We start from the raw sequence: 209 nt of genomic DNA, 5'->3' as shown, positions 1-209 counted from the left end.
AATAGCATCTTCTTTTTCACGTGCAATATCGGATTTTGCTTCTTCTTTTATACGTTCTGATTCACGTCTAGCAGTTTTGACAATTTCTTCGCGTTCTTTTTCACCAAGCTGTTTTGCATTCTCAATCATTGTTTGAGATTCCACACGAGCTTGTTGTAAAACACTTTTTTGTTCAGCAAGTAATTGTTCTGCTTGAGCACGGCTCTCTT

General features: G+C 37.3%; 1 protein-coding gene. It reads right to left on the bottom strand.

Translation table 11 applies throughout. The annotated features are described in order from the left end of the window. On the bottom strand, positions 1–209 hold a 209-nt coding region (locus NG901_RS17030; RefSeq protein ID WP_502800146.1), incomplete at both ends, for a F0F1 ATP synthase subunit B family protein.

Origin of the sequence: Clostridium sp. CMCC3677, assembly GCF_023845585.1 — a bacterium.
Classification (GTDB): Bacteria; Bacillota; Clostridia; order Clostridiales; family Clostridiaceae; genus Clostridium; species Clostridium aquiflavi.
Note: the sequence above shows the minus strand (reverse complement) of the source record. Positions and strands in the feature narration are given on the sequence as shown.